General features: G+C 50.7%; 24 protein-coding genes and 1 pseudogene. 8 read left to right on the forward strand and 17 right to left on the reverse strand.

The window, feature by feature from the left end; translation table 11 throughout:
- Positions 1-75 precede the first annotated feature (75 nt).
- Positions 76-573, forward strand: coding sequence for a fumarate hydratase C-terminal domain-containing protein (locus FVF72_RS06005; protein WP_171770415.1), 498 nt, complete (start codon positions 76-78; stop codon positions 571-573).
- A 283-nt stretch (positions 574-856) separates the two neighbouring features.
- On the opposite strand, the gene upp is transcribed toward FVF72_RS06005, so the two are convergent.
- From upp to cobZ, 4 genes are read right to left on the reverse strand one after another with little or no spacing between them, the layout of a single operon-like run.
- The gene (gene upp / locus FVF72_RS06010; protein WP_013296288.1) at positions 857-1,486 is read right to left on the reverse strand and encodes a uracil phosphoribosyltransferase; all 630 of its coding nucleotides are present in this window, start codon (positions 1,484-1,486) and stop codon (positions 857-859) included.
- Complete coding sequence (locus tag FVF72_RS06015; RefSeq protein ID WP_048901304.1) at positions 1,467-2,027, reverse strand: tRNA (cytidine(56)-2'-O)-methyltransferase; 561 nt, start codon at positions 2,025-2,027, stop codon at positions 1,467-1,469. Before FVF72_RS06015 ends, upp begins: the two co-directional genes overlap by 20 nt.
- Positions 2,028-2,053: 26 nt before the next feature.
- Positions 2,054-2,797, reverse strand: a complete 744-nt coding sequence (gene cobS, locus FVF72_RS06020; protein ID WP_013296286.1) for an adenosylcobinamide-GDP ribazoletransferase — start codon at positions 2,795-2,797, stop codon at positions 2,054-2,056.
- Positions 2,798-2,809: 12 nt separating this feature from the next.
- Positions 2,810-3,643 (reverse strand): alpha-ribazole phosphatase CobZ, encoded by an 834-nt coding sequence (gene cobZ / locus FVF72_RS06025; RefSeq protein ID WP_013296285.1) that lies wholly within the window; start codon positions 3,641-3,643, stop codon positions 2,810-2,812.
- Between the two features lie 124 nt (positions 3,644-3,767).
- Between cobZ and FVF72_RS06030 the strand changes: the two genes are divergently transcribed.
- The 3 genes from FVF72_RS06030 to queC all read left to right on the forward strand — a co-directional run bounded on the left by FVF72_RS06030 (position 3,768) and on the right by queC (position 6,068).
- Positions 3,768-4,100 (forward strand): MJ1244 family protein, encoded by a 333-nt coding sequence (locus FVF72_RS06030; RefSeq protein ID WP_013296284.1) that lies wholly within the window; start codon positions 3,768-3,770, stop codon positions 4,098-4,100.
- A 16-nt stretch (positions 4,101-4,116) separates the two neighbouring features.
- Positions 4,117-5,328, forward strand: a complete 1,212-nt coding sequence (gene larC, locus FVF72_RS06035; protein ID WP_147671477.1) for a nickel pincer cofactor biosynthesis protein LarC — start codon at positions 4,117-4,119, stop codon at positions 5,326-5,328.
- A gap of 68 nt (positions 5,329-5,396) precedes the next feature.
- The gene (gene queC / locus FVF72_RS06040; RefSeq protein ID WP_147671478.1) at positions 5,397-6,068 is read left to right on the forward strand and encodes a 7-cyano-7-deazaguanine synthase QueC; all 672 of its coding nucleotides are present in this window, start codon (positions 5,397-5,399) and stop codon (positions 6,066-6,068) included.
- A gap of 723 nt (positions 6,069-6,791) precedes the next feature.
- Here the strand turns inward: queC and oadA are convergent.
- Complete coding sequence (gene oadA, locus FVF72_RS06045) at positions 6,792-8,498, reverse strand: sodium-extruding oxaloacetate decarboxylase subunit alpha (RefSeq protein WP_147671479.1); 1,707 nt, start codon at positions 8,496-8,498, stop codon at positions 6,792-6,794.
- 174 nt (positions 8,499-8,672) lie between these two features.
- Between oadA and FVF72_RS06050 the strand changes: the two genes are divergently transcribed.
- Positions 8,673-8,858 (forward strand): ATP-binding protein, encoded by a 186-nt coding sequence (locus FVF72_RS06050; protein WP_013296279.1) that lies wholly within the window; start codon positions 8,673-8,675, stop codon positions 8,856-8,858.
- A gap of 94 nt (positions 8,859-8,952) precedes the next feature.
- Here FVF72_RS06050 and FVF72_RS06055 read toward each other — a convergent pair whose 3' ends face one another.
- The 5 genes from FVF72_RS06055 to FVF72_RS06075 form a co-directional block, all read right to left on the reverse strand.
- Entirely contained in the window at positions 8,953-10,050 is a 1,098-nt protein-coding gene (locus FVF72_RS06055) for an inositol-3-phosphate synthase (protein WP_147671480.1), read from the reverse strand.
- Positions 10,051-10,168: 118 nt separating this feature from the next.
- Positions 10,169-11,029 (reverse strand): hypothetical protein, encoded by an 861-nt coding sequence (locus FVF72_RS06060; protein ID WP_013296277.1) that lies wholly within the window; start codon positions 11,027-11,029, stop codon positions 10,169-10,171.
- Between the two features lie 36 nt (positions 11,030-11,065).
- Positions 11,066-11,845 (reverse strand): MBL fold metallo-hydrolase, encoded by a 780-nt coding sequence (locus FVF72_RS06065; RefSeq protein ID WP_147671481.1) that lies wholly within the window; start codon positions 11,843-11,845, stop codon positions 11,066-11,068.
- A complete protein-coding gene (locus tag FVF72_RS06070; protein WP_242451244.1) occupies positions 11,817-12,419 on the reverse strand; it encodes an AAA family ATPase in 603 nt (200 codons plus the stop codon). The genes FVF72_RS06065 and FVF72_RS06070 overlap by 29 nt, the downstream gene beginning before the upstream one ends.
- Positions 12,416-13,096 carry a diacylglycerol/polyprenol kinase family protein gene (locus FVF72_RS06075; protein ID WP_255503661.1) on the reverse strand — a complete coding sequence of 227 codons (681 nt, stop codon included), beginning with the start codon at positions 13,094-13,096 and terminating at the stop codon, positions 12,416-12,418. The genes FVF72_RS06070 and FVF72_RS06075 overlap by 4 nt, the downstream gene beginning before the upstream one ends.
- Before the next feature lie 84 nt (positions 13,097-13,180).
- On the opposite strand from FVF72_RS06075, the gene FVF72_RS06080 reads away from it, so the two are divergent.
- Complete coding sequence (locus FVF72_RS06080) at positions 13,181-14,047, forward strand: UbiA family prenyltransferase (protein ID WP_370511823.1); 867 nt, start codon at positions 13,181-13,183, stop codon at positions 14,045-14,047.
- A gap of 248 nt (positions 14,048-14,295) precedes the next feature.
- On the opposite strand, the gene FVF72_RS06085 is transcribed toward FVF72_RS06080, so the two are convergent.
- The 7 genes and pseudogenes from FVF72_RS06085 to FVF72_RS09535 form a co-directional block, all read right to left on the reverse strand.
- Positions 14,296-14,772 (reverse strand): pyridoxamine 5'-phosphate oxidase family protein, encoded by a 477-nt coding sequence (locus FVF72_RS06085; RefSeq protein WP_147671484.1) that lies wholly within the window; start codon positions 14,770-14,772, stop codon positions 14,296-14,298.
- A gap of 3 nt (positions 14,773-14,775) precedes the next feature.
- Positions 14,776-16,122 (reverse strand): rhodanese-like domain-containing protein, encoded by a 1,347-nt coding sequence (locus FVF72_RS06090; protein WP_147671485.1) that lies wholly within the window; start codon positions 16,120-16,122, stop codon positions 14,776-14,778.
- 151 nt (positions 16,123-16,273) lie between these two features.
- On the reverse strand, positions 16,274-16,621 hold the full coding sequence (locus FVF72_RS06095; RefSeq protein ID WP_147671486.1) for a hypothetical protein: 348 nt from the start codon (positions 16,619-16,621) through the stop codon (positions 16,274-16,276).
- Positions 16,622-16,654: 33 nt separating this feature from the next.
- Positions 16,655-18,682 (reverse strand): MEDS domain-containing protein, encoded by a 2,028-nt coding sequence (locus tag FVF72_RS06100; RefSeq protein ID WP_147671487.1) that lies wholly within the window; start codon positions 18,680-18,682, stop codon positions 16,655-16,657.
- Positions 18,679-18,936, reverse strand: coding sequence for a circadian clock KaiB family protein (locus FVF72_RS06105; protein WP_147671488.1), 258 nt, complete (start codon positions 18,934-18,936; stop codon positions 18,679-18,681). The genes FVF72_RS06100 and FVF72_RS06105 overlap by 4 nt, the downstream gene beginning before the upstream one ends.
- Positions 18,933-19,577, reverse strand: coding sequence for an ATPase domain-containing protein (locus FVF72_RS09425; protein ID WP_255503818.1), 645 nt, complete (start codon positions 19,575-19,577; stop codon positions 18,933-18,935). The genes FVF72_RS06105 and FVF72_RS09425 overlap by 4 nt, the downstream gene beginning before the upstream one ends.
- A gap of 126 nt (positions 19,578-19,703) precedes the next feature.
- Positions 19,704-20,602: pseudogene (locus FVF72_RS09535) on the reverse strand (ATPase domain-containing protein); the annotation flags it as partial.
- 18 nt (positions 20,603-20,620) lie between these two features.
- Here FVF72_RS09535 and FVF72_RS06115 point away from each other — a divergent pair.
- Entirely contained in the window at positions 20,621-21,559 is a 939-nt protein-coding gene (locus FVF72_RS06115) for an ATP-binding cassette domain-containing protein (protein ID WP_147671489.1), read from the forward strand.
- 4 nt (positions 21,560-21,563) lie between these two features.
- Positions 21,564-22,328: an ABC transporter permease gene (locus FVF72_RS06120; RefSeq protein ID WP_147671490.1), complete on the forward strand. Its 765-nt coding sequence runs from the start codon at positions 21,564-21,566 to the stop codon at positions 22,326-22,328.
- Positions 22,329-22,341: the final 13 nt, after the last annotated feature.

Raw genomic sequence — 22,341 nt, forward strand, 5'->3', positions numbered from 1 at the left:
AACTTAAAGCGGATTCCTGATGGTAATTATGAGGATATCTGCAGCTGGTTAAAGAATGGATCCTGGATGGTGGTAATTATGAGGATATCTACACCCACAACCAGAGGTGAACTTGGGGGGCTCAGCCCCGGGGACCGTGTTATCATAGATGGCATCATATACACTGGAAGGGATGCCGCGCTCCCTAAACTTGTGGATGCCCTTAAGAGGGGTGAGGAGCCATTTGATGTGAGGGGTGCTGCGATAATGCACACGGCCGTAAGTCAGGCGGGGATAGCCCCCACAAGCAGCAACAAGGAGGACATAGAGGAGAGCATGCCCTACCTGGCATCAAGGGGGGTGCTGGTCCATATAGGTAAGGGAAAACTTAAGGATGAAACCGTCAGGGCACTCGGTGATGCTGGGGCGGTTTTCATTGTAACACCACCTGTTGCAGCACTCCTCACAAGCCGCATTAAATCAAGGAGAATCGCGGCATTCGAGGAGGAGGGTATGGAGGCCATATTTGAGCTCAGGGTTGAGGGGATACCTGGTATAGTGGCGGCAGCCGGCGGAAGGTCAGTCCACGATTGATGATCAGTTAATCCAGCCATTACTTCGTCCGTGATAGGTTCATTCTGGTATTGTCATTGGAGTACTGGTATTGTGGCCTTGCAGCTGATCCTTGCAGGTCCCCACACACCCAGTATTGTCATTGGAGTACTGGTATTGTGGCCTTGCAGCTGATCCTTGCAGGTCCCCACACACCCAGTATTGTCATTGGAGTACTGGTATTGTGGCTGGTCCCTGATCGGTTCATTGTTAGCTGTTCAGGTGGTGGGAGGTGACTGGCACCACCATGGCCATCTATTTTTATCTATTCTGATGGTCTTCCGAATGCAAGGTCCCCGGCATCCCCCAGCCCGGGGACTATGTAGCCCCTGTCGTTGAGTTCATCCTCAACACTGCAGGTGTAGACCTCCATATCCATTTCAAGGATCCTCTCAATGCCGGGCCTTGAGGATATAACATTGAAGAGGACGGTCCTCTCAGGGGTGCCGTGTGCCTCAAGAGCCTCAAGTATCCCCATAATCGTGTTACCGGTTGCAAGCATGGGGTCTGCTATTACCATTACCTTACCATCCAGTTCAGGAACCCTCAGATAGTCGACTGAAACATTGAAGGGGGGATCATCGGACCTGCAGGCCCCTACAATACCCTGTTCTGCCTCAGGGAAGACCCTCATAACGCCCTCTGTGAATGGTAATGATGCCCTGAGGATGCTCAGCACAACGATTCTGCTTCTATCTGTGATCTCAACACCTGAGGCAATCCCCAGTGGCGTTTCAACATCAACATTACGCCACCTGAGGGTATCTGCGAATTCATAGGCCATGTAACGGCCTATATCAGAGAGCCCCTTCCTGAAACCGGCGGGGTCAATCCCCCTCCTCCTTATACCTGTTAGAATCTCCCTTACAACAAGGTTATCTATCACCCTGAGCATTGATATCACCTCCCCTCTCAATCAGCTTCTTTCCGTGGGCCTGGGGCACAACCTCTATCATGGGGTTCTCAAATTTGAGGTCGAATTCGCCCCCATCAAGGAGCATGTGGAGGAAGACCGCGAGGGATGAAACCTCCGAGTGGGGCTGATTCGTCACCCCAACATTGTAATCTGCAAGCCTGTAGACCTTCCCGGGGACCCTGGCACCTCCAACCACCACGAGTTTACCTGCTGGACTTTCCCTTAAATCGGGTATAACGTCCCTTGCAGGAAGCCCGTACATTGTGAGGTGCACAACCTCCCCACCCATCTGCTTCCAGGACTCAATGACGCCCTGCCAGTTTCTCCTGTAACCCACCCTGAAGGGTCCGCCCCACCTCTTAACAACATCATCGACGCCCTCCATGAGTTTCGGGTCCTCCTCACCGCTCAGTATAACCTCAGATGCCCCAAAGGCCCTTGCGGTGAGGCACACGTGTGTTGTGATCCTTGCATCCCTTGACCTCCTGTGACCTAACCTTAAAACCCTGATATCCATTATATGACCTCCATAAATCAGTATAATAATCATGTTAACTGGATGGCTGCAACAATTCCCAGGAGACCCATCATCCTCCCAATCTCATTTGAGGCACCAAGAACATCACCTGTGCTCCAGTAGAAGTTTCTCCTTGCAGTGAATCCCATGAATACTCCAGAGGCAGCAGCCACGGCAACACCAGCAGCTCCAGGGATCCCCAGTAAAAGGTAGGCTGCGGCTGACCAGATAACCCACACAGGGGCGATCAGGGGGCTCCTGGCTGCAGCTATGAAGTGCCTTCCCGTACCACTGTCCAGGGGCCTTGAGACCAGTGCACAGCCTGTCAGGCATATCTTTGCAGAGACCTCTGAAATTAAAAGGCCCTGGAATATGATATCTGATGGAATGGAGTATATTGATGCCACTGTCAGTGAGGAGACTATGATGAGAAGTCCCAGTCCACCGGTACCGATACGGGGATCCCTCATTATCTCTATCTTCCTCTCGAAACTCCCATGGGACATGAGGGCATCCCCCATGTCTATGAGGCCATCAAGGTGGTGGAAGCCGGTGAACCATATGGCAAGGGCATAGGCGACACAGGCAACCACGGGATAGGGGAGTATGAGTGACGCTAGAAGACCTCCTGAACCCACAACGGCCCCTATCAGGGCACCAACAAGTGGCCAGTGGAGTGTGATGGAGGCCACCTCCTCAACGGTGGCATCTGAACCCACAGGAAAGACAGTTGAAAATGATATGAGACCAGCGAATTTCCTCAGAAAATCCATTAAAAACCACCATCACTCAAAAAGCCTTGACATGCAGCCTGCTATGAGCCCCGCCACCGCATCATCCACCATGGGTCCGAGTTCCCCTATCACCCCGGGTTTCTCCTCATCGTAGCGTTTGAAGTTGAATATTGCCTTGGTGCCGGCCACCTGATTCGCAACCGCCATCCCGATCACCTCATCACTGTAGAGGTAGGCGGGATCATCTGTCAGGTCCACTCCAAGTATCCTCCTTCTTCTGATGTCATCCTCAATATGCAGTGCCGCGGCGAGGAGCACGCGGACGTTCAGATCCCCCAGCGCACGTTTTATCTCTGACCCCAGCCTCTCCCTCAGTTCATCCGTGACCTCAACCCCAACCACTAGCTCCATACCAGCATCGATCATGGCATCAGCTGTCACACCATGCCCCGCCAGGAGTTCCTCAACCCCAGGCCCCTCAAGGAGCATGTTCTGAGATGAAAGCCTGATGGACTTCCTCAGGTCAGGCGCACTGAATCCATCATCACCGGGCATGGAGACCACGGTTACCCGGGGCTCCAGGATTTCTCTGAGTAACCCCAGGGCTGATGTTACTTCACTCACAGCAAGCTGCAGGATTTCAGGTATGCGGTCACCGCACCGCTCCCCACAAACCACAATTACATGGGGGAAATCTCCAGCAGAGAATACCGAGAGCACTTTACCGGCACATGCAACCTCAGGGGGTCCTGAAAGCTCAAGGGTAACATCAGAGGACTTTTTCATGGTTCTGGAGGCAATTACAAGGCCTGGTTCTGCCCTCACCCTCACAAGATCAGATTCTATTACAATTTCTGCACCGTTAAGATTTAACTTTTCATTCAAGGGTTTCACCTTCAGATATAGGCACCTTTTCTCAGCGGGATCATCCAGACACCGGTACCGGCACCATTTTATTCCTCATCAGATTTATTATCTACACACCACATATCTATATAGGGTGATATTAATGAAGGTGCATCTACGGGTATTCGTGGAGGTTGAGAACCTTGGTCGCGTCATGAACATACTGGCAGATGAGGGCGTCACAGGTTTCTACATAGTTGAATACAAGGGTGTCTCCCCAACAGAGTGGAAGGGATTCTCAATCAAGGAGGACCCCAAATCAGCAATCTCACTCATACATGACTATGCAAGGGACGCGGTCCTGGTATGCTCGGTGGTTGACGAGGAGCTCGTTGACCCCATAGTGGCGAGGTTCAGCAGGGAACTTGGTGATGAGAAGTACACCATAATAGAGATACCCATAAGGAGAATAATAGTCAATTCACCACCAGAGTGATCCGAACGGTGCTTGAATGGTAACGGTCATAGACCCCCAGCTTGCAGGGGTATCAGGTAACATGATGGTGGGGGCCCTCATAGACCTGGGGGCCCACCCTGAGCGTACAGCGGAGGTCATGGAGGAGGCAGCATCCCACTTTGGCGGGGCCAGCGTGGAGGTGTCAGAGGTTAAGAGGTCAGGCCTCCGGGCAACCCATGTGGATGTGAGGACAGACGAATCCCTAAGCATAGGCTACATGGAATTTTTAAAACGCCTTGAGAGGATAGATAACCCCTCAATTGATGGGGAGATGCTATCAATGGCAAGGGCAGTCTTCCATACCATGGCACAGGCAGAGGCCACGGTGCATGGTTTGAAACTGGATGAGGTCCACTTCCATGAGGTTGGAGCTGCAGATGCAGTTGCAGATGTCTTGGGGACGGTATTTGCCTATTTTGACCTCAACCTTCACAGGGATACCGTCTACACATTACCTGTGGCGCTTGGGGGAGGGACAGTGAGCGGTGCCCATGGAAAGATACCTCTCCCTGCACCGGCCACTGTTGAGATACTCAGGGGGTTTCCTGTGACCGGAGGCCCGGTTGAGCTGGAGCTTGCAACACCCACAGGCGCCGCGCTCCTTGTTAACATGGTGAGGGAATACAGGAGGTTCTACCCTCCAATGGAGATCCAGGCCACAGGTTACGGTGCAGGGGACATGGATCCAGACTTCCCTAATGTTCTGAGGGTGGTGAGGGGTTCGGAGGCGGTGCACCATGACACGGTAACGCTGCTTGAGACCAACGTGGATCACCTTAGCGGTGAGGTCCTTGGCAACCTCTTCGAGAGCCTCATGGATGCAGGGGCACTCGATGTAACACTCACACCCGTTATAATGAAGAAAAACCGTCCTGGACAACTAATAAGGGTTATATGCAGGGAAAATGACCATGAAATGATACTTAAACGCCTATTCTCTGAGACCGGGACCCTTGGCGTGAGGATATTCCCCCAGGTTCACAGGGGCGTCCTTGAGAGGAGGGTCATTGAGGCCGAGGTTGATATAAAGGGTAGAAGAAGGGCAAGGTTCAAGGTTGGCTTCCTGGGGTCAAGGGTCATGAATGCAAGGATAGAATACGAGGATGCAAGGAGCATATCCCTTGAAACAGGGATACCCCTCAGGGATGTCATTGAAATGGCGGAAAAACAGTTCAGAAACTTCATGGAGGAAAATGATGGAGAATAACATTGATAGGGGAAGGTCTGAGATGATAATGTTAATCACCATACCGGTGGAACACAGGGAGGATTCTGATGAGTAGGGCGATCAGCATACTTTCAGCTGGCATGGACTCTGCAGTTGCAACAGCACTGCTGGCATCTGAATATGAGATCCACGCTTTAACATTCGATTATGGCCAGAGGAGTGCTGCAATGGAGATTGAACACGCCAGGAAACTTGCGAGGCACCTTGAAATTGAGCATACAACCATTGATCTCCCATGGCTTGGAAGGCTTGGTGGTTCTGCCCTCACAGCGGGGGGTGAGATACCATCACCTTCAGATCTTGATGATAGGGAGGAGTGCCTTGAGACGGCAAGGAGGGTCTGGGTACCCGGTAGGAACATAGTCTTCACAGCCATTGGCGTTTCCTTTGCAGAGGCCCTGGATGCAGATGCTGTTATCGTGGGGTGGGATCTTGAGGAGGCCGAGACCTTCCCTGATAACTCCTCTGAGTTTCTTGATGCATTCAACAGGCTCCTGGGCATAGGTACGCTGAGGGGCGTTGAGGTGAGGGCACCACTTATAGGCATGACCAAGAGGGAGATCGTTGAGGTTGGTTCCGCTCTGGGTCTGCCCTTCGAGTTAACCTACTCATGCTACAGTGGAGGTGAGGTCCACTGTGGTGTCTGCGAGTCCTGTATGAGGAGGAGGAGGGCCTTCAGACTTGCAGGTGTTGAGGATCCAACAGGATACCTTGAATAGAGAGCCCCTCAATGCTCTCATCAGGTATCATGAAGGCGTTGAGTATGGGTTTAAGGAGCACAATGGAATACGTCCTCAATGCTCTCATCAGGTATCATGAAGACAGCATGGAAGGCGGTCTTCTGCAACTGTGGTACCAGTCCCGGGCATTGCAGTGATGGGGGCTCTTCTGGTCAGGGGATGGAGAAGGGAGCATGATGTGAAACCTGAATTTTATATTCTTATCATTTTAACCGCTTTAATCCAGGTTTCTGCATAAATCTACCTGCGGCGTGCCAATTACCCTTAAAGGGGCTTTGGTGCTTCAGAAATCCTTAAAAACCTCCTGGCCTTTATCCCCATATCAGATATCATGCCTGTACAGGGAATATTCTTGGGGCTTTGGCGTAGCTGAGTTCAGGATATGGGATGTTGTGGGGGCTTGCAGCACCGGTTGATATGCTGGGTTAGGGTTAAACTTCTGGTCTTCTGGCAGAATGAGTCCTTAAATTATCGGTTGGGTTAAACTTCTGGTCTTCTGGCAGAATGAGTCCTTAAATTATCGGTTGATATCTGGGTTCAGGATAAAAAGGAAGAGAGTGTCCTGAGGGATAGATGAGTGCAATCCCAAAGGCCAGTGAAGGGGACGAGAGCGAATCCCCCTGACCTCACAGTGGTATGTGGCCCAGGTCTTGCGGCAGAACCCGGGGTGTCTATGGCCACAGCACAATTAAAAAAAAATTTTTATTTTATGACCATGAGGATGTCGTCTGTCTCAACCCTTTCACCCTCAACTTTGTATATCCTCTCAACAACGCCACCGTGGGGTGTCTGGATGTCGTTCTCCATTTTCATGGCCTCAATAACAGCCACAACATCCCCTGCATTCACATGGTCACCCTCACTGACCTTCAGCTTCACAACCATGCCCTGCATCGTTGACCTAACGGCACCCTCAACATCCACGGGTTCCGGTTCAGCCTCCTCTATGGTCATGTACCCTGTGGGTACAACCTTGACGTTGAATTCGTCACCGTCCACCTCAACATGGAAGACAGTTGGCACATCACCGGAGGATGCCCTCTCCTCCACAGGGGGCTCGAGTGGTTCCTCCTCCACCTCTCCCCTCAGGAATCTGGGTGCTATTGCAGGGTAGAGTGCGAGTGTCAGTATGTCCTCCTCCTTCCCTATGATGCCCATCTCCTCACCCCTCTTCCTGCACTCCTCGTACTGGGGTTTTAGGATGTCTGCGGGTCTGCAGTCGATGGGCTCCTCATCGCCGATAACCTTCCTTGCAACCTCCTCATTTACCGGTGCAGGTGGTCTACCGTAGAGTCCCCGGAAGTAGTCCTTCACCTCATTGGTGACCATACTGTATCTTTCACCGCTCAGAACGTTCATAACAGCCTGTATACCCACTATCTGACTTGTTGGGGTTACAAGTGGAGGGTAACCCATGTCCTTCCTGACACGGGGCATCTCCTCAAGTACCTCCTCGTACCTTTCAAGGGCGTTCTGTTCCTTTAGCTGGGCAACAAGGTTTGATAGCATGCCCCCCGGTATCTGGTATATGAGGACATCGGTGTCGATCTGCTCGGCGATGGGGTCCAGGATGCTGCTGTACTTCTTTCTGATCTCCTCGAAGTACTTCTTGATGTTCTTCAGGATCTTGAGGTCGAGTCCGGTATCATAGGGGGTGTCCCTGAGGGCAGCAACGAGGCTCTCGGTTGGAGGCTGTGATGCACCCCATGATAGGGGGGATATTGCGGTGTCAAGGATATCAACCCCCGCCTCACAGGCCGCATAGTAACTCATGGGTGTCATACCGCTTGTGCAGTGGCAGTGAAGATTTACCATGAGGTCTGTTTCCTCTTTAAGGGTGCTTACAAGTTCGTAGGCATCGTGGGGTGAAATTAAACCTGCCATATCCTTAATGGCAACTGAGTCACATTCAAGGGCCTCGAGTTCCCTTGCAAAGTCCACGTAACTTTCAAGTGTATGGTAGGGACTTATGGTGTAGCAGATAACCCCCTGGACATGGGCGTCCTGTTCCCTGGCAACCTTTATGGCATATTCCATGTTGCGGAGGTCATTAAGGGCGTCGAATATCCTGAACACATCAACGCCGTTTTCATATGACTTCTCAATGAACTTCCTTACGATGTCATCGGGGTAGTGCTTGTAACCCACCAGGTTCTGACCACGGAGGAGCATCTGTATGGGAGTCCTCTTTATGTGCTCCTTGAGTTCCCGCAGCCTCTCCCATGGATCCTCGTTCAGGTAACGTATGCAGGTATCGAAGGTTGCGCCACCCCAGGCCTCCAGTGAGAAGAAGCCAACCCTGTCCATCTCCTCTGCGATGGGTATCATGTCCCTTGTCCGGAGACGAGTTGCAAGAAGTGACTGGTGCGCATCCCTGAATGCTGTTTCAACGACCTTTATCCCTTTCATCGTGACCCTCTCATGAGATCAGTTAATTCTTTATATACATAGTAGGAACTTCCTTAAATACACAGCAGATGTATTAATTCTCCATGAATTTATCCCACGGCTGGAAATGGTTATAAGGAATGAGATACTAATCCTAACCATTAAATTTACAACGAATTTTAAGGGAGAATCAAAATGGCAAAGATAATCATAGATTATGATGAATGTGATGCATGTGGAGAATGTGTCGATGTATGCCCGATGGAGGTACTCATAATAGTTGACGGTAAACTCAAGGTCCAGCACCCTGAGGAGTGCAATGAATGTGAGGTATGCATGGACGTATGCCCCAATGAGTGCATAGAGGTTGAGGAGGACTGATCCTCAACCAGATAACTCCTTTTTATAAACCTTTTATAAAAATAGTTTGATTGAGGATTTTTTCTGGATCCATCCAGAAATTGAGATTATTGGGTTATCTCTCTCTTTTACCCTCAATGAACTCATCCACCATACCGGCGGCAACATCATCTGTGTACTGCACCGGCGGATGTTTCATGGTATAGGCTGATATTGATGTAAGTGTTCCGCCCACGCCACGGTCAATGGCGAGTTTGCAGCACCTTATTGCGTCGATGACGCATCCAGCAGAGTTGGGTGAGTCCTCAACACTCAGCCTCAGCTCAAGGTTCATGGGTACATCCCCGAAGAGCCTGCCCTCCATCCTGAGGAAGCAGATCTTATTGTCCTTCTGCCAGGGTATGTAGTCGCTGGGGCCTATGTGGATGTTCTCCTCATCCAGCCGTTCCTCACCCAGTATTGACTGAACTGCTTCAGTCTTGGATTCCTTCTTTGAGTCAAGCCTGTCACGGTTGAGCATGTTGAGGAAGTCCGTGTTCCCACCGGTGTTTATCTGGTAGGTCCGATCAAGCCTGACACCCCTCTTTTTGAAGAGATTTGCGAGGGTTCTGTGGGTTATGGTGGCTCCAAGCTGGGCCTTTATATCATCACCAACAATTGGTATCCCTCTGTCCTCAAATCTGGCGGCCCATTTAGGGTCACTGGCTATGAAGACAGGCATGTTGTTTATGTAGGCGACCCCGGCCTCGAGGGCGCAGTCAGCATAGAACCTTGCAGCCTCCTCTGATCCCACGGGTAGATAGTTGAGTAGTATCTCAGCCCCGCTATCCCTGAGGACCTCAACAACATCAACGGGTTCGGCGTCTGCTACAACGAATGTCTGGTCTTCAGGGTAATCCTTCATATGGGGCGCCACACCATCAAGGACGTGTCCCATGGATACCTCAACACCCATCCGTGGTATATCATCACAGAATACCGTCGTGCAGTTAGGGGGTGCGAATATGGCCTCACTCACGTCTTTCCCGACCTTTCTTTTATCCACATCGAAGGCCGCCACAACCTCAATGTCCCCTGGCCTGTAACCCCCAATATCCCAGTGCATGAGTCCTATTGAATCACGGGCATCCTTGTTACGGTAATAGTATATCCCCTGAATCAGGGAGCTGGCACAGTTTCCCACACCGACTATTGCAATCTTTATCTTATCCAATTGAAACACCTTTCAGAGATTTGTGATAATCATAAAATCAAGGCTATAAATTGATCAACTTACTTTTTAAGATTTGCATATTAAACTATTAAATGTTTCGCCCCTTTTCTGGTGGGAATCACCAATTCACGATTGAGGCCTTTAGAATAATCAGGATTATCCATGAGGCAAGGAGGACACTTTCCCTGAACTTACTGTGTTCTGGAAGCCCCCTATCAAACCTCCAGGTAAGTATAACGATTAAAATTAGTGAAAGGTTAATGAGGTTTCCCATTATATTTAGCGGGTTTCTGAGGTGGGTGGGTATCCACCCTGTAACGATTAAAAGAATTCCTGCCCATAGAATCCATCTGATGTCCCTGTGTTCGTTCTCTGAAAGGTAACCGCGCCATGAGAGGAGGAGAAGCACAATGAATGACCCCATCCCCATGGCCATGCCCAGAAACTGGAGGAGATTGAGGAGTACGGGAACACCGAACACCTCTGACTTCAGGATGGGGAGAAGGAAAATGGCGTTCAGGGCCTCATCCGGCGGGAAGGATTCCTCCTCCCCAATGGCAAGGACGTAACTCCCCCTGTTATTCTGATTACTCACCCTGAGGTAGTATGTGCCCGCCCCAACGGTCCTGTTGAATTCAGGGCCCTTAAAGTAACTGTCACCACCAAACTCCTCGAAGTAGGGGCTCCAGGAACTCAGGTTACCATCAAGTGTCCCTATAACCTTACCATCCTTTATTATATCCACAGAGACGGCCTCTGCATCAGGTGAGAGCGGAACCAGAATATTAACATACAGTCTAAAGGGGCTCCCTGAATCAACCCTGAAGTAGACGGGTTCCCCCTCAAGTTCACCATAGAATGCCTGTGACACCTCTGGGTTCTTGACTGTAACCTCATCATCACTCACAAGGCGGGGCTGGTGTGCATATGCGCCCTGAATGAGTATTAAGAGTATGATGAGGATGATGGCCCGCTTCATGGTATTATATCTGCACGTCTCCTTTAATAAGATCTCTCATGTGATGATTTCCGTCCCTGTCTGGAGTGGATTGACATTAACTGGACCCTCAGCAAGACTGAGCCGTGCCTCCTCTGATGTGCAGTGACCAGTGTAGACTGGACCTCTAACAAATTCTCCAAGCCTGGATGCAACCCCCTCTGAGGGTCCCTCAAGGTGGAAACCACCCACAAGAAGATCCACGGGTTTATGAAAGATATCATAGGCCTTACTGACAATGTTGAGTATGCCGTTGTGGGAGCAACCCGTTATTAGGTTAAGATGACCCTCATCTTCAATGACAATGGCCAGTTCATCGGAAAAGCTGTCAGGAACAGGTTCGCCATTTAAACATGCGAAGAGAGTCCTGTTGCCAGGGGGTCTCTCGAAAAGATCTCCAAAGTCCCGGATCACCGTGAAACCCGGAAAGCTCTCAGTTTTAGAGATGAACTTTATCCTGTCGTCGCGGATTTCCTCAATGCCTATGAACCTCCAGTGACCATTAATGGCATAGCGTGGGGTGAATGCCCCCTCCCCCATGAGAACATCTGCAGAGTCATTGATTTCGAGGAAATGCCTGAGTCCACCTCCATGGTCATAGTGGCCGTGTGATATAACTGCCACATCCACTTCCCTGAGGTTAACGCCCACTCTTCTGGCATTCTCTGCAAAGAGTCTGCTCTGCCCCATATCGAAGAGTATTCTGATGTCAGACTCGATGTACAGTGAGAGGCCATGTTCACCCATCAGGGGATCCTTTGGGGTGTCCTCAACAAGGCAGATAATTTTCAGAAGCATCACCATCCAGGAGGTCAAGTATCTCGTCTATCCTTCGCTGCACATCAGCTATGGGGTCCTCTGTGTTTATTATGTACCAGCCACTGGCAAGTCTGAGTGCCTTCTCCCTTGTTTTTGTGAGGTCCTCCAGGTTCTCGAACATTTCATGCTCATCCCTCTCCCTTAACCTTCTCAGGGACTCCTCAGGGGATACGTCAAGGAAGAACATGTACTCCGTGGTGGGAAGGACCCTTGAGAGGAGGCGGTACAGTATTGATGCCAGGGGCCCCGGGAGGTAGGCCACACCCATGAGGTACCTTGAGAATATCAGGGTGTCGGGGCCGGGATTGGAGCGCCAGTGGTACTTCCAGAGGGACCTTATGACGTCCAGGGCATAGAACACTGCGGCCTTTATATGGTTGACCTTTCCGCCCATGAGGAGGGCCTTCTTGGCTCTTCTACCGTAGGGGTTATCCTCCTCAGGGTGGGACCTGAATATGACGCGCTCACCACGCTCAAGGTACCTCTTTCTTATGAGTTCGGCGTGGGTGTCCTTTCCTGCCCCATCAAGTCCATCAATGACTATGAACCTCAAACAGCCATTCCCCCGAGGATTATGTAGGCTGCAACTGCCCCGAAGCATGCTGTAAGGTTGTCAAGGCCCCTGGGGGTGAGGGCCTCCAGTACCGTTGATACCAGGGCAACCACCACTATGACCAGCGGGGCTATGTTCTGTGAGTAGTAGAGGAGGACGACGGGCAGCGTCACAAGGAGTGTCAGGAACATACCCAGGGAGCCCTCCAGGCTCTTCCTATCCCCCAGCACACTGAAGGTTGTCCTGCCGAATCTCTCACCTATCAGGCTTGCAAGGCCGTCCCCATAGGACATGGCTGCTATCCCTATACCTGTGACCCAGGGGGTGTTAAAGAATAGGTAGGCCAGCACGGTCCAGGATATGGAGTAGTAGACGAGGCCAAGGCCGTGGCCATAGGAGGAGGCCCTGTGTTTTATCTTCAGTGGGGAGTAGGGGCTTATGAGGAATGTGAGGGGTATGAATGGCGCCGCCGCCAGGAATGTTATAACCAGGCGGCTATCAAAGAGGGGTAATATAAATAGGATGTTACCAACCATTATATGTACAAATTTCCGGCTCAGGTTTGGTCTATCACCGAGGAGCCTCTCAGATACAATCAGTAAAACCGCAACATACAGATACACCATCAGAAGTCCAAGAATGTCACTGCCGCTCATAGGAATTATGGAGTAGTTCAAGGTATAAGTGGCTTTTGATTTATCATGATTGATACATGTAAAAGCTGGGAGTAATTCAAGTATGGTGGCCTTTTATATGAAGAGATGATGGAGGTTTTCTGCATGAACCCTTACATTGAAATACTGAGACCCGTAAACGCTGTCATGGCTGTAATAACTGTTATACTCATGGCCCTCATTGCCGGCAGGTTTGATGTTGATGTTCTCCTCGCATGCGTCGTTGTTTTCACCGCCACAGGCGCAGGTAATGTGATAAATGACTACTTTGACCATGAAATTGACAGAGTTAACAGGCCATCACGCCCCATACCCTCAGGGAGGATCACAAGAGGGGTTGCTGGTATCTATTCTGCCTTACTTTTTGTTTTGGCGTCAGCACTGGGATTCTACCTGGGCCCTATACCGGGTCTTGTGGTGGCTTCAAGTTCCCTTCTTATGGTATACTATGCATGGAGCCTCAAGAAGAGGTGCCTTGTTGGCAACATAACCATATCCTTCCTCACAGGGATGAGCTTCGTCTTTGGGGGCATAGTTGTCGATGAGATCTCTGCGTCCATCTACCTTGGAATCTACGCCTTCCTCATGACCATGGCCAGGGAGATAGTCAAGGACATGGAGGACGTTGAGGGGGACCTGGTTGAGGGTGCAACCACACTCCCCATAACACATGGTATGAGGGTTTCAGGGATCCTTGCAGCCGTTTTCATGTTATCAGCAAGCCTCACAAGCCCAAGCCTTTACATTACAGGGATATTCTCAATCCTCTACATCCCTGTCCTTGCTATTGCAGTGCTTTTCTTCCTGAGGGCAGCCTTCATGATACTCAGAGCACAGGATAGGGAAACAGCATCACGTGTTTCAGGACTCATAAAGGTGGGGATGGCGGTGACTTTCCTGGCATTCGCTGCCGGAAGCGGCACCGTAACGGGGATGGCTGGCATGTTACTTTAGGTGTCACAAAAAAGATGCGAATGGGTGAAATTATTCACAAAAAACCTTTAGTGTATGTGAATGGTAGGAAAGGATAGGGTAGGTGAAGGAGTAGATGTTCATCCCCCCAACCTTCATTTAACTCCTTCAACACCCTAAACTTTTTCTACATTTAACCCCCCTAACCTGTTCCAGGTGGCCAGCCACCTGGAACCACATTACTTATTGACGCGATAGAATCCCCAAGGAGGTTTCATTCTTATTGAGGCCTACTCCCCGCTTTTTATACCCACAATATCAACCACATCAACCAGCTTCCATACATAGGAACGGTCCATCTCCACAAGGCATGTCAGGGGATCCTCAGGCGAATGACCGAGGGCCTTCAGGATGTTCCTTGATAGGCCGTGCTTCTCTATGAGGTCAGCGAACATCCCCTTAACCCTCTTCCTGGTTGATGGGTCCTTCTCCTCGACTATCTGGCCCTGCAGTGTAACGAAGCGGTAATCTGATAGGTCCTCCTCATAGTGTTCTATCTCCACTGCGACATAGGGGTTTTTCTTGAGGAGCTCTATCTTCCTGCCATACCTTGTTGATAGGAAGTAAATGTGCTCCCCATCGAATACATAGAGGAAGGGGGCTATGTATGGATAGTCACCGTTGAAGGCTATCCTGCTCATGAAGTTGTCCCTTATGAACTCATCATATTCCTCCCTGCTCATGAGGGGAATCTTAACTATACCCATCACTCACACCTCCACGACGGGGTAACCTGCCCTCAGCCAGGCCTCGATACCCCCAAGTACAGTTGTGGCATTGAATCCATGCCTTTCGAGTATGCTGGCGGCTATCGTTGACTTGTAACCTGAATCGCAGTATATAACCACGCCCTTCTCGGGGATCATGTCGATATTATCAGGGAGATCCCCCACCCAGATGTGCTCTGAGCCCTCAATGTAGAACCTCTCCCTGTCTGTGATCTTACGCACATCAAGCAGGAAGAGGTCACCCCTGAGTTCTCTGAGCTCATGGACGCTCATGGCCCTTAGGGCATTGAACTCGAGTCCAGCCATGTACCAGGAGGGGAATCCCCCTGCAAGGTAACCTGCCATGTTATCATAGCCGAGCCTTATGAGGGACCTTCTAACAGATTCAACGCCACGCCCATCATCCACCACCAGTACAGGGTCGTCGTAGTTGAGGAAGTACCCTGCAAAGGCCGCGAAGCCGTCCTGCCAGATGTTCAGGCTTCCGGGTATGTGGCCAGATGAGAAGCTTGTGGGGTTCCGGACATCAACCACCTGGGCCCCCTCATTCAGGAGTTCCCTGAAGTCAGGGACAGGGAGGGCCTCAAGGTGGGGGTTATCCACAGGAGCACCCCTAAGGTTGTTCTCCTCCATCCTTCTGAAATATGGGGGTGTGTAGAGCCTCTCGGACATCTTGTGCTCAATGAACTCATCCCTTCCCATCTGGAGGTAGGGGTTTGTGAGCCTCTCATACCCCACAGTTGTTGTGTCCATGTCCCTTATGTCCGCACCGCAGACCGACCCCGCCCCATGGGCGGGGCAGACCACAACATGGTCCCCCAGTGGCAGTATCTTCTCATGCATGCTATCGTAGAGTAACCCGGCGGTTTCAGGGATTTTTTCAGGTCCAAAGAAATCAACACGCCCTGTTTCACCTGCAAATAGCACATCACCCACGAATACCATCAGATAATCATCTGAAACGCTCCGGTCCCTCACAGCCACAGAGATACTCTCATAGGTGTGGCCCGGTGTCTCCAGGACCTCCAGTTCAAGGTTTCCCAGCCTGAAGGTGTCACCCTCCACAACAGAGGTACCATACCTGAAATCCAGATTCGCCCCGTGGAGTATCTCAGCATCCACATACCGCGCAAGTTCCATGGATCCGATGGTGTAGTCCTCGTTCCTGTGGGTCTCAAATATGTACCTGATGTTCACGCTGTTTTTCTCTGCGAGTTCAAGGTACACATCCACATCCCTTCTTGGATCCACAACAGCAGCCTCACCACCAGATGCAAGAAAATAGGAATTATGGGATAGCCCCTCCGACTTTATTATCTCAAATATCATGCACCTCACCGGATAATAATATGTAAACCGGCTTATTTATCATTTTCCAGAAGAAGCAGATAGTTCTGTGAAGTGCTCTGTGGCGTTTTAACGGGTTTTTTCAGGGCTCAGTTTTTATTCAAGGACAGAAGAAGTCTTTCTGGTCCACAGATCACCCCCTCCATGAAAGGTACGCCCATGATAGGAGCATTGTGATAACCATGAGGGATGCAGTAAGGCCCAGTAACTCAGCAGCAGTGAAGGTTCTTCCAGTGTAACTAATGGCGAAGGCAAAGAAACAGATGAAAACAAGGCTCACATACCACCCGTATGCCGCCCCCATCACAGCCGGCTCATCTTTAACTGATCTCTGGGGCATGAAGCCACCTGCTACAAGAAGTCCGCCGACAAGGAACAGTATTGCAGAGACATCACGGATCCCGGCCACCACACTGAAGGCCGCTAGGAGTATCACGACGAGGCCACAGGCCATGGTTGCAGTGTAAGTATCAGCTTCCATCTTCAAACTACCAGCTCCCTTAAAATTCAGTTTCTAAAGCGGGAAAATAAGGCTCACACGCACGCCGTCATCACCGCTGATTCTGAGTTCACCATCAAGCTGCCCCGCAAGGTTTCTCATAAGATCCATACCAAGGCTACCGCCGGTATCCGTATCAAAGTCGGCTGGAAGACCGGGTCCGTCGTCCTCAACCTCCACATGGACCCTGCCCTCCCTCAAAAAGAGGCGTATGATGAGTTCGCCCTCTGATTTGAAAGCATGCTTCATGGCGTTGGTGACGGCCTCGTTGACTATTAAACCCGCAGGTATGGCCCTGTTTATATCCAGGTGAACGTCCTCCATGTCATAACTCACAGATATCCTTTTTTCAGGATAATTTGACCTGATCTCAGATACCAGGTCAACTATGTAATCGGAAAATGGCAGATCAGCCAGGCTCTCTGACTGGTATAGCTTCTCATGTATCATGGCCATGGACTTGACACGGTTAACACTATCGGTGAATACTTCAGCAGCCCTCTCATCTTTAATGCAGTACTTCTGGAGGTTAAGGAGGCTGGATATTATCTGGAGGTTGTTTTTGACCCTGTGATGTATCTCTCTGAGCATCACCTCCTTCTCCTTAAGTGACTTCCTGAGGGACCTCTCATATTCCCTTAGGCGGGTGATATCGTGGATTCTTATGAGGAGGGCCTCTTCACTCTCCCAGGTAACAGGGTTTACACTCATCTCGGCGGTCTTCAGGGATCCATCCTTGGATAAAACCTGTATCTCCTGCATGGAATTTTCGAGTGGAACCCCGAGGGACATGCCAATATTTCCTGGTGTCAGTGAGAGGTATTCCTCTGCCGCGGGGTTCAGGTAGAGGATCTCCCCATTCCTGTTAACTATTACTATGGGGCCAGGGCTACCCTCAACTACACCCATGAAGTTGTTCCTTGACATTTCAAGTTCTCGCTCATAGAGCCTCTTGGATGTTACATTCACCGCATATCCACCCACGCCCCTGGTTCCATCAGGGAGGTCAACCGCAAATTTATGTACATCATATACTCTTCCATGAACCACCTCCTCTGTCTGTGAAACGCCATTCCTGAGGGCATTCCGGTCAGAATCGTGGCATGTCCTCGCCACCTCTTCATCGAGTATATCGTAATCTGTTTTACCAATGATCTCCTCGGGTTCCATTCCGACAAAGTCGCAGAACTTTCGGTTAACAACGATGTACCGCAGTCTGGAGTCCTTAAGGAACACTATGTTGGGGTTGTGGTTTATGAAGCTCTCATATATGTATTCAAGGTTTTCCAGGGTTCTTATGAGTCTGTTTTCCCGGTCCATGTTTTTGAGCCAGTTTTCAACTTCCACATCATCGCCACCACCACTGAGGAGGGTGTCGGGGTCTATGTAGTAGGGGTTGATGTATACGCTGTGGTTCCATAGAACCAGTGGATGGGTGAGCAGCACACCCTTCATGATATCTGCCTTGAATCGTGGCCTGTGATACTGGCAGATGGCGATGCACTCGTTTTCACTGAAGAAATCGTTCAGGAGGGCCTCATACTCTATTATCCTCTCGCTCCCGGGGGCACCCTTGAGTATCCATGTCATCTCACCGGTGGCCCTAAGGCCACTGAAACCATCGGCCAGGGCATTCCTTACCTCATATTCAAGGAAACTGATCATGGATTGGGGATCAAAGACACCTCCAGCGGTGTAAACTTCACTTGCAGATACCATGATAAACTGGCCGGACTTCTCTGCCTCAGAAAGGGATGGGATATCATCGGAGAGGACAGACCTTACGTGCGGGGCATCATGTTCTGATGTTATGTACATGCATCTCTCCCCAGCTTCAAGACCGGCCCTGATGAAGGGGACCATAACTCCAAGCCACTCATCCTCATCCTCATAGATGAGGCAGAGGTGATCCCCCTGCTTCATGTCAAGTATTAGTGACTTGAGGTCGCGGTGATTTAACCAGGAAAGCCACTCAGCCCGGTAGCCAGTCGACTCAAGATTAAAGGCTTTATAAACATTGTCCCCTGAATTCAGGCGTCTCATTGCCCGCACCCGAGGAATTTTTTGAGGGCCTCTCTGTCTGAGAGGTCACCTATAACCCTCTTTCTGGGTTCCGGTCTCACTCTTTCAAGGGTTGGGATGGCCACAACACCATGCTCCCTTGCAAGTTGGGGGCATCTTGCAACATCAACCACATCGATATCAGCGTCGTCCCCCAGAAGCTTCCTGACATTTTTCAGTGCTGTGTCTGAGAGGTAATCCCCACCCACAACGTAGAGCCTTAGCTGAAGCCTCACCAGGATCCCCCCTTGAGGAGAATCCCCCTTTCACTGAATCTAAGCTCTGCGACGCTGCTTGAGTGGTTCATCCCCCTGCTCTTGAGTATGCGGAGGAGCCTCTTGTAGTCACCGTTGGCCCTCACATGCTCCAGGACGATCCATGTATCGATCAGTGATGAGATTTCAAGTTCGGTCTGGGTTGCTGTGACCGGTGACCTTATAAGGTACGTGAAGAGTGAGGTCACGCCCCGTGACTTCAGGAAATCAGTGAACCTTATGAAGAGGTTCTTTGCATTGCTGGCCCTGTGGGAGGGGCCACCTGCAGCTGCAAGGCCGGTAACAGGGTCCACAAGCACGGTATCAGGTTTGAAGTCCATTACAAGGTCCTGCATTTCAGTGAGGTGGGATTCAAGTCCCAGTGATGTGGGCCTGTCAGCGTGTATCATGAGTTTATCACCGATATGGTCCTTTAGGTGGATCCCCACAGATTCCATGTTACGGATGACCTGATCTGCGGGCTCCTCATTGGCAAAGTAGAGGCAGCGTTCACCGCGGCGGCAGGCCTCATAGGCAAACTTTGAAAGAATGGTGGTCTTACCGGCCCCTGTAGTACCTGATATCAGGACACTTGAACCCCTGTATATGCCCCCACCCAGCATATCATCAAGGTCGGGTATTCCTGTGGATACGAGTTCCCTGCTGACACTGTAATCCAGTTTGAGGGAGGTTATAGGGAAGATTGAGATTCCCCTCTCATTGATGAGGAAGGGGTACCTGTTGAGGCCGTGGCTGGAACCACGGTACTTGACTATTCTCATGTGTCTTGTTCCAACCTCCCCATCGAAGGTGTGGGTGAGGTGTATGACACAGTCAGAGATGTAGTCCTCAAGTCCATGTGTTGGCTTGCCCCCAGAGTCCCTGCGGTGAATACGCTTGTAACCCCCATCAAATTCAGCCAGGATATGATGTGGCGCAGTTCCATGTGGAGGGGCCCCCTATCTGATACACCATCAAAGAGGCTGTCAACCTTATCAAGGACAACCCTCCTGGCCCTGGTGGTTTTAACAGCATCCTCGATCCTTATCTTAAGGGCATCCAGACTGTAGGATCCTATACTGGGATCTGGAGCCCCTGAAACGTCCTCGATAAATATTTTTCCATCCTTAATCAGTTTTTCAAGGGCCCTGTCATCGGACTGGAAGTTCTCAACTATATTCTCTGCCGGCTCATCAAAGCTCACAAGCACACCCGGTTCTCCATAGTAGGATGCACCGTTAAGAAGGAACTCAACTGCAATGAATGTCTTTCCTGTACCTGGGCCGCCATAGATGAGTGTGTTTCTGCCCTCAGGGAAACCACCCCCTGTTATCATATCAAGGCCCTTTATGCCGGTAGGCGACTTTTCAATGGACCTGAACCTCAACCAACCACCCCTCATGAGTAGAAGTTCACGGGAAATCCATGATGTGATCCAGGCTGGATTCTGACCTCCTCCTGGACTCTGAACACGTAGAAGTTCATGGGCAATCCATGATGTGATCCAGGCTGGATTCTGACCTCCTCTTGGACTCTGAACACGTAGAAGTTCATGGGCAATCCATGATGTGATCCACTCTGGATTTCCACTTAATACTATATTAATCACTGAAGGCATAAAATACTTGTGACGATCGGATCTGAGCATCAACTGAAGGGGGTTCCTATGGATAATATAATTGAAACAGAGGGTATAAGCAAGAGATATGATGATTTCCTGGCGGTTAATTCCGTGGATCTGGAGGTCCCTGAAAACTCAATTTATGGTGTCCTCGGGCCTAACGGCGCAGGTAAAACCACACTGATATCAATGCTCTGCACCATACTCCACCCCACAGCAGGGAGTGGCACGGTAAACGGCTACGACATAGTGAGGGAGGCCAGGAGGGTGAGGGAGTCCATAGGCATAGTCTTCCAGTCAAGGGCCCTGGATGACATACTAACAGGGAGGGAACACCTTGAAATGCACGCCGCCCTCTACGGGGTCCCCAGGGATGTAAGGGAGAGGAGGATAGATGAGGTCCTTGAACTCATAGCACTGGGTGATAAGGCCGATGAGTATGTGAAGACATACTCAGGGGGCATGAAAAGGCGCCTCGAGATAGGCCGTGGCCTGATACACCACCCCCGGGTACTCTTCCTTGACGAGCCAACCCTTGGACTCGACCCGCAGACAAGGGAGAGTATCTGGAGGTACATAGAGAGGCTCAACAGGGAGGAGGACGTTACCGTGCTCCTCACCACCCACTACATGGAGGAAGCAGATAAACTCTGCGATGAGGTGGCCATAATGAGCCGTGGAGAGATAATAAAGGCTGACAGCCCTGCAAACCTCAAGAGGGAGCTTGGGGCAGACACAATCACCGTGAGGGTGGACCGTGCAGAGGAATTCCATGATATCCTTGGAAACCAGGAGTACGTTAAGGAGGCACACCTCATGGATGACCAGGTCAGGTTAATGGTTGAGAGGGGTGAGAACCTGGTCCCCGAGATAGTTAACCTCGCAGCAAGAAGGGGCTTCTATGTGAGGGCTGTGGAGCTTGAGCACCCGACCCTTGAGGATGTGTTCATAAGGTACACCGGAAGGACTATAAGTGAGGCATGATAGCATGGCTGAAATTGAGGGTATATACACAATATGGCTTCGTGAGATGAAGAGGTTCTTCCGTTACCGTTCCAGGATAGTCACCTCCGTGGTGACCCCCCTCCTCTGGCTCATAATATTCGGGACGGGTCTGGGGGCGGCTGTGAGGTTTGGGGGAGTTCAGGGGGGCTATAAGGCCTTCATCTACCCGGGCATCATAGGCCAGACCATCCTCTTCACAAGCATATTCTCAGGGGTCTCTGTGATCATAGATCGCCAGTACGGCTTCCTCAAGGAGATACTGGTTGCACCCATATCAAGGCCTTCCATAGTGATTGGGAAGGCCCTGGGTATAAGCACTGCCTCGATGATACAGGCGGCCATCCTCCTGGCCCTGTCATTCATAGTTGGAGTTACAATGTCGCCCCTGTGTTTCATTGTGAGCATGGTGATAGCCCTGATAATATCCATGGGCCTCGGTGGCCTGGGACTCATGATAGCGGCCTTCACAGACAGCATGGAGGGTTTCAATCTCATCATGAGTTTCATAGTGCTCCCCATATTCCTCCTGAGCGGGGCCCTATTCCCAATAACCGGACTCCCTGCATGGCTTCAGGGCGCAGTCTATATAAACCCCCTGACATATGCAGTCGACGCCCTCAGATTCACAATACTGAGAAATTCGGTGCTTCCACTTGAGGTTAACGTTGCAGTGATATCGGTTTTTGCAGTTGCAGCCGTCCTTGCATCGGCCTTCCTCTTCAACAGGAAGGAGCAGAGTTTAATGTAATTTACTAAAGACA

This window comes from Methanothermobacter sp. KEPCO-1 (genome assembly GCF_008033705.1).
GTDB classification, from domain to species: Archaea; Methanobacteriota; Methanobacteria; order Methanobacteriales; family Methanothermobacteraceae; genus Methanothermobacter; species Methanothermobacter marburgensis.